We start from the raw sequence: 6,831 nt of genomic DNA on the forward strand, positions 1-6,831 counted from the left end.
GCGTCCGGCCCCCGCACCTCCGCGACCGCCGTCGTGCCACCGGACCGCACCGCGACGCCGTCGGGCGGGCGCCCGGCTGCCTCCGCGCGTCCTGGCGCGGGCGGACGACCGCCCGTGGTGCCGCCCGGCGAGCACGAGGACTTCGACACGCTCATCGGCTCACCCGTCGACGTCCTGACGCGGAAGAAGTTCGACCCCACGCCCTTCGTCCTGCTGCTGCTGGGCATCGCCGTCGTCGTCGGCATGTTCTGGGCGTGGAACGCGCTGACGGCACCCGCCCCGCCGATCGGCGGCGAGGACGGCATGGGCGACATCGTCGACTCGGCCGCGCCCGAGGACCCCGCCGCGCCGGAGGACCCCGCAGCCGGCGAGGACGGTGGCGAGGCCCCTGCCGACGAGGGTGAGGGGGCCGCGGACCCCGCGACCGTCGTGCCGACCATCGCGTCGGCGCAGATGATCGACCCGCCGCCGGGCGGCGACAACAACGAGCACCCCGAGGCCGTGGACCGCGCGATCGACGGCGACCCCGCGACGTACTGGTTCACGCGCACGTACCGCTCCCCGACGTACGGCATGAAGCCGGGCGTCGGCTACGCGGTCACCCTCACGGAGCCGGCGACGGTCACGACGGTCGTGCTCAACGTCAACGGCACGGGCGGGAACGTCGAGGTCCGGGCGACCGACCCGTCGACGCCCACGGAGGGTGAGGTCCTCGCGTCGGGACCGCTCTCCGCCGAGACGGTCCTAACCCTGAGCACGCCGACCGAGGCGCAGCACATCGTGCTCTGGTTCACCGAGCTGCCCCAGGCCGCCGACGGCGGGAACCGCGTCGAGCTGACCGAGGTCCGCCTGTCCTGACGGCCCTCGTGCCGTCACGGCGCGGAACAACCGCGCCCTAGGATCGGTTGACGACGTCGGCCGGCACGCCGCACGGCCCCCTCCGGACGAAGGACCCCGTAGTGACGGACACCATCCACGACCTCGTGATCATCGGCTCAGGACCCGCCGGGTACACGGCGGCCGTCTACGCCGCACGTGCCGGGCTCGCGCCCGTGGTCGTCGCCGGCTCGGTCACGGCCGGTGGTGCGCTCATGAACACGACCGAGGTCGAGAACTTCCCGGGCTTCGTCGACGGCGTCATGGGGCCCGACCTCATGGAGAACATGCGCAAGCAGGCGGAGCGCTTCGGTGCCGACATCCGGTACGACGACGTCGTGCGCGCCGAGCTGGTCGGTCCGGTGAAGACGGTCGAGACGGGCAACGGCGAGACGCTGCACGCTCGTGCGGTGATCCTCGCGACGGGTTCGGCGTACCGCGAGCTCGGTCTCCCGGACGAGAAGCGGCTCTCGGGCCACGGCGTCTCGTGGTGCGCGACGTGCGACGGGTTCTTCTTCCGCAACCAGGAGGTCGTCGTCGTCGGCGGCGGTGACTCCGCGGTCGAGGAGGCGACGTTCCTCACGCGCTTCGCGAGCAAGGTGACGATGGTCCACCGCCGCGACGAGCTGCGCGCCTCCAAGATCATGGCAGACCGCGCGATGGCCGACCCGAAGATCGAGTTCGCCTGGAACAGCGAGGTCGTCGCGATCCACGGCCAGGAGAAGCTGACCGGCGTGACGCTGCGCGACACCGTGACCGGCGCCGAGCGCGACCTCGCCGCGACGGGCCTGTTCGTCGCGATCGGGCACATCCCGCGCAACGAGCTGCTCATCGGGCAGGTCGACCTGGACGACGAGGGCTACGTGCTCGTCGGCGACGAGGTCGGCGCGCAGCGCGGCACCGGCACGAACCTCGAGGGCGTCTTCGCGTCGGGCGACCTCGTCGACCACGTCTACCGGCAGGCGATCACGGCCGCCGGCAGCGGCTGCGCCGCCGCACTCGACGCCCAGCACTACCTCGCGGACCTCGTGCACGCCGCCGAGCCGCCTGCCCCCGCCACCCTGCCCGAGAAGATCGAGGAGACCCTGTGAGCACCGTCCCCGTCACCGACGCCACCTTCAAGACCGAGGTCCTGGAGTCCGACATCCCCGTGGTGCTGGACTTCTGGGCGCCCTGGTGCGGCCCGTGCCGCCAGGTGGCGCCGATCCTCGAGGAGCTCTCGGAGGTCTACGCCGGCCGCGTGCGGATCGCGAAGATCAACTCGGACGAGAACCCGCAGGTGACCGCGGCGTACGGCATCACGTCGATCCCGACGCTCAACATCTACAAGAGCGGCGAACTGGTCAAGCAGATCGTCGGCGCGCGCCCGAAGCCGGCGCTCGTGACGGAGATCGAGGACGTCCTCTCCTGAGGCTCGCGGGCTCTGCCCGCACCGTCGACGAAGGCCCCGTGAGCGATCGCGGGGCCTTCGTCGTGCTCGCTCCTCGACGTCCGTGGCCCCGGCGACCGTCGCTCCACCCGCTGGTCAGGCCGCGATCGTGCCCGTGCGCGCGTGGCAGACTCAGGGCCATGACTCCCGAGAACGGCGAGCCGACGGGGCGGGTGACTCCTGCCCCCGGCAGGGCCGCCCACCTGTCCCAGCCCGCCACCGGGAACCGGCTCGATCCCTGGATCGGGGCCTACGCCGAGCGCACGCACGGCATGCGCGCCTCGGAGATCCGCGCCCTGTTCGCCGTGGCGAACCGGCCGGAGGTCGTCTCGCTCGCCGGCGGCATGCCGAACCTCGACGGCCTCCCCATGGAGGACATCGCCGAGACGACGTACGAGCTGCTGCTCAAGCGCGGGACGACGGCGCTCCAGTACGGCTCCGGGCAGGGCGACGAGACGCTGCGTGAGCAGATCGTCGAGGTCATGCGGCTGCAGGGCATCCAGGCCCACCCGGACGACGTCGTGGTCACCACCGGCTCACAACAAGCGCTAGACCTTGTGGTTCGCCTGTTCATCGACCCGGGCGACGTCATCGTCGCCGAGGCGCCCAGCTACGTCGGTGCCCTCGGGGTCTTCCGCGCCTACCAGGCCGACGTCGTTCACGTGCCGCTCGACGAGCACGGCCTCATCCCCGAGGCGCTCGAGGAGACGCTCGGCCGGCTGGCCGCCGAGGGGCGCGCGGTCAAGCTGCTGTACACCGTGCCCAACTTCCACAACCCGGCCGGCGTGACGCTCAGCCAGGAGCGCCGCCCGCGCGTGCTCGAGATCGCGCGGCGGTACGGCGTGCTCGTGCTCGAGGACGACCCGTACGGCCTGCTCGGGTTCGACGGCGAGCCACTGCCGGCCATGCGCTCGATGGACGACGTCGGCGTCGTGTACCTCGGGTCCTTCTCGAAGACGTTCGCCCCGGGCTACCGGGTGGGCTGGGCCGTCGCGCCGCACTACATCCGCGAGAAGCTCGTGCTCGCGAGCGAGTCCTCGATCCTGTGCCCCTCGAACGCGTCGCAGCTCGCGATCTCCACCTACCTGGCGCACCACGACTGGCGGCACCAGATCAAGCTCTACCGGGAGATGTACCGGACGCGCCGCGACGCCATGATCGGGGCGCTCGAGGAGCACATCCCCGAGGCCACGTGGACCGTCCCCGAGGGCGGCTTCTACACCTGGGTCAAGCTGCCGGACGGCCTCGACGCCCAGGCCATGCTGCCGCGTGCCATCACGGCGCTCGTCGCGTACGTCTCGGGCACGGCGTTCTACGCCGACGGGCAGGGCGCCGACCACATGCGCCTGTCGTTCTGCTACCCGACGCCCGAGCGGATCCGCGAGGGCGTGCGCCGGCTCGCCGGTGTGGTCGCCGCCGAGACGGAGCTGGTGCAGATCTTCGGCACGGGCGGCCACCGCGAGGACGACACGGTGACCGGCGCGGGGCCCGAGATCCGCTGACGCTCGTGCGCTGGTCCCCCGGGCGGGTCCGCCCGGGTCAGCGGAGCAGGCCGGGGTCGTCCGGGGACAGGGTCGCGAGGATCCGGTTGAGGTCCTGCACGGACGCGAACTCGACCGTGAGCCTGCCCTTGCTCCGGCCCAGCTGGACCTTCACGCGCGTCTCGAACCGGTCGGAGAGCCGCGACGCGAGGTCGTCGAGCGCTGCGTTGCGGTCACCCGCCCGCGGCCGACGGACGGGAGCCGGCTTCTCGGGGTCGCCGCCGAGCGCGACGATCTCCTCGGTCGCGCGCACGGACAGCCCCTCGGCGACGATGCGCTGGGCGAGTCGCTCCATCGCGGCGGCGTCGGCGAGCCCGAGGAGCGCACGCGCGTGCCCCGCCGACAGGACGCCGGCCGCGACCCGCCGCTGGACGAGCGGGGGCAGGCGCAGGAGGCGCAGGGTGTTGGAGATCTGGGGCCGCGAGCGGTGGATGCGCTGCGCGAGCTCCTCGTGGGTGCAGCCGAAGTCGTCGAGCAGCTGCTGGTAGGCGGCCGCCTCCTCGAGCGCGTTGAGCTGGCTGCGGTGCAGGTTCTCCAGGAGCGCGTCGCGGAGCAGGTCGGTGTCGTCGGTCTCGCGGACGATCGCCGGGATCCGGTCGAGCCCTGCCGCCTGGGTGGCGCGCCACCGGCGCTCGCCCATGATGAGCTCGTAGCGCTGCGCGCCGTCCTCGTCCGCCACGGGTCGCACGACGACGGGCTGCAGCACGCCGATCTCGCGGATCGAGCCGACGAGCTCCGCGAGAGCCTCCTCGTCGAAGACCGTGCGCGGCTGGCGCGGGTTGGCGGTGATCGACGTGACGGGCAGCTCGGCGAACCTGGCGCCGGGCACGGGCAGGAGTCCGTCCGTCGCGTCGTCCGACGGCTGCCCTGCGGGCGTTGCCTGAGCCGCGTCGCCCGCCGTCGTCGGCGCGTCCACCGTGGACGAGGCGATGTCGCCCGGGACGTCCTCGCTGCGGGGGTCGCCGTGCGGTGACGGCACCTCGGAGGTGAGCTCACCCCCTGCGCGCTCGTCGGCGGTGCGCGCGTCGTCCGGCCGGTCGACCGTGGGCTCCGCGGAGGGCGCGGCCGCGTCGAGGACGTCGCCGTGCGGGGCCGGGGCCAGCGACGACGGCGACGGCGTGGACTCGGCCCGACCGGTGCTCGCCTCGGCGGCGCCCGTGGTGGCAGCAACATCGGGCGCGTCGGCCTGCGCCGGGGCGTCGTCCGCCACGACGGCGGCCGGGGCCCCCGGGAAGAACACGTCCACCGGTCGCGAGTCGCCGCTCGATCCGCTTGGGATCAGGGCACCGAGTCCCCTGCCCAGGCCACGACGCTTCTCGGCCATCAGTTCTCCTTCGTGACGGGCTGGGGCGCACGCGCGCCGGGGTCGCTCGTGGCGGGGGCACCGCGCTCGGCGAGCTCCCGAGCCGCGGCGAGGTAGGACAGGGCGCCGGTGGATCCCGGGTCGTACGTCATGACGGTCTGGCCGTGGCTCGGCGCCTCGGAGATGCGGACCGAGCGCGGGACGGTGGTGCGCAGCGTCTGCGCCGGGAAGTGCTCCCGCACCTCGGCGGCGACCTGCTGCGCCAGGTTGGTGCGGGCGTCGTACATCGTCAGGAGGATCGTCGAGACGTGGAGCGCCGGGTTGAGGTGGTTCTTGATGAGCTGCACGTTCTTGAGGAGCTGGCTCAGCCCCTCGAGCGCGTAGTACTCGCACTGGATGGGGATCAGCACCTCGCGTGCGGCCACGAACGCGTTGACGGTCAGCAGACCGAGGCTCGGCGGACAGTCGATGAACACGTAGTCCAGCCGGTCCAACCCCTGGTCCTCGCGGTGGCGGAGGTAGGCGTCGATGGCGTTGCGGAGCCGGTTCTCGCGTGCGACGAGCGAGACGAGCTCGATCTCGGCGCCCGAGAGGTCGATCGTGGCCGGGGCACCCCAGAGGCGGGGGATCCGCGACGACTGCTGCACGACCGCGGCGAGCTCCTCGTCCTCGACGAGGACCTCGTACGTGGACGGCGTGCCCGCGCGGTGGTCGATGCCGAGAGCCGTCGACGCGTTGCCCTGGGGGTCGTTGTCGATGACGAGCACGGTCGCGCCCGCCTGGGCCAGCGCGGCTGCCAGGTTCACGGTCGTCGTCGTCTTGCCGACGCCGCCCTTCTGGTTCGCGACCGTGAGGATCCGGGTCGTCGCCGGCCGCTCGAACCGCCGGCCGCTGAGGTCGATCCGCCGGCGTGCGTCGGCAGCGAGCTGCGCGGCGAGCGGCGTCGACTCGTCCACGCTCGGGATCGAGTCGATGAGGGCTGCCCGGCGAGCCTCGTCGGCGGCCGCACCGTCGCCCGGCGCGCTCGACGCGTCCTGCTGGTCCACCCGATCTCCCGTCCTGTCGTGTGCGCCCATCCTGCCACCCGCAGCAGGGACGACGAGCCAGATCCACACCCGGCTCGGCGCTGTTCCACGTGAAACAGGCGGGCTCCACTGAAGACATGCCGTCGTGCTGTCGGTGGCCCCAAGTCGCGCGGCGGCACAACACGGCCTGTCGGATCCTTGGGGGCACGACCGGCTCCGTCGGTCCCTCGGCACCACGGCGCGGCCCGTCGAGATCCTCAGCGGGACAACACGCTCCCCATGGACCGCCACGCCGGCGTCAGGACTCGACCACGGATGGCCCGATGTTCCACGTGGAACCCCGTGCGCGATCGGGGCTGGCCGACGACTGGGCGTCGACCCGATCTGGCGCCACATGCGCGACGACGGAGGGCGCCGGAAGGGCCCTGCCGACGCGCCGCTCCCCTTGTGAACGCCTGCCTCGTGCGCGGCAACCGCACGTGCCGCGGCGGCCCGATCTTCCCTCGTTCCCGACCTGTACGGTCCCCGGCCTGCCCCAGGTCCCAGCCTGCCCAGGTCCCGGCCCGCCCAGCTCCCCGCCCGCCCAGGTCCCGGCCCGCCCAGCTCCCCGCCCGCCCAGGTCCCGGCCCGCCCAGCTCCCCGCCCGCCCAGCTCCCC

General features: G+C 73.0%; 5 protein-coding genes and 1 pseudogene. 4 read left to right on the forward strand and 2 right to left on the reverse strand.

From position 1 onward, the window contains the following. The 4 genes and pseudogenes from ICW40_RS00810 to ICW40_RS00825 all read left to right on the forward strand — a co-directional run. A pseudogene (locus ICW40_RS00810) lies at positions 1-858 on the forward strand (hypothetical protein); the annotation flags it as partial. A gap of 101 nt (positions 859-959) precedes the next feature. Beyond that, complete coding sequence (gene trxB, locus ICW40_RS00815; protein ID WP_221651896.1) at positions 960-1,967, forward strand: thioredoxin-disulfide reductase; 1,008 nt, start codon at positions 960-962, stop codon at positions 1,965-1,967. Further along, positions 1,964-2,287, forward strand: a complete 324-nt coding sequence (trxA, locus tag ICW40_RS00820) for a thioredoxin (protein WP_221651897.1) — start codon at positions 1,964-1,966, stop codon at positions 2,285-2,287. The genes trxB and trxA overlap by 4 nt, the downstream gene beginning before the upstream one ends. Before the next feature lie 158 nt (positions 2,288-2,445). Beyond that, positions 2,446-3,807 carry an aminotransferase-like domain-containing protein gene (locus ICW40_RS00825; protein WP_221651898.1) on the forward strand — a complete coding sequence of 454 codons (1,362 nt, stop codon included), beginning with the start codon at positions 2,446-2,448 and terminating at the stop codon, positions 3,805-3,807. A 37-nt stretch (positions 3,808-3,844) separates the two neighbouring features. Here the strand turns inward: ICW40_RS00825 and ICW40_RS00830 are convergent, their stop codons facing one another. Further along, positions 3,845-5,170: a ParB/RepB/Spo0J family partition protein gene (locus ICW40_RS00830; protein ID WP_221651899.1), complete on the reverse strand. Its 1,326-nt coding sequence runs from the start codon at positions 5,168-5,170 to the stop codon at positions 3,845-3,847. Continuing rightward, on the reverse strand, positions 5,170-6,195 hold the full coding sequence (locus tag ICW40_RS00835; RefSeq protein WP_308121539.1) for a ParA family protein: 1,026 nt from the start codon (positions 6,193-6,195) through the stop codon (positions 5,170-5,172). The genes ICW40_RS00830 and ICW40_RS00835 overlap by 1 nt, the downstream gene beginning before the upstream one ends. Positions 6,196-6,831 lie beyond the last annotated feature (636 nt).

It is taken from the genome of Actinotalea ferrariae (genome assembly GCF_019733465.1).
Lineage (GTDB): Bacteria > Actinomycetota > Actinomycetes > Actinomycetales > Cellulomonadaceae > Actinotalea > Actinotalea ferrariae_A.

What these genes read in the sequence shown, in the direction of transcription:
- ICW40_RS00825 (WP_221651898.1), top strand. Translation starts at nt 2,446, where the DNA reads ATGACTCCCGAGAACGGCGAGCCGACGGGGCGGGTGACTCCTGCCCCC.
- ICW40_RS00830 (WP_221651899.1), bottom strand. Translation starts at nt 5,170, where the DNA reads ATGGCCGAGAAGCGTCGTGGCCTGGGCAGGGGACTCGGTGCCCTGATC.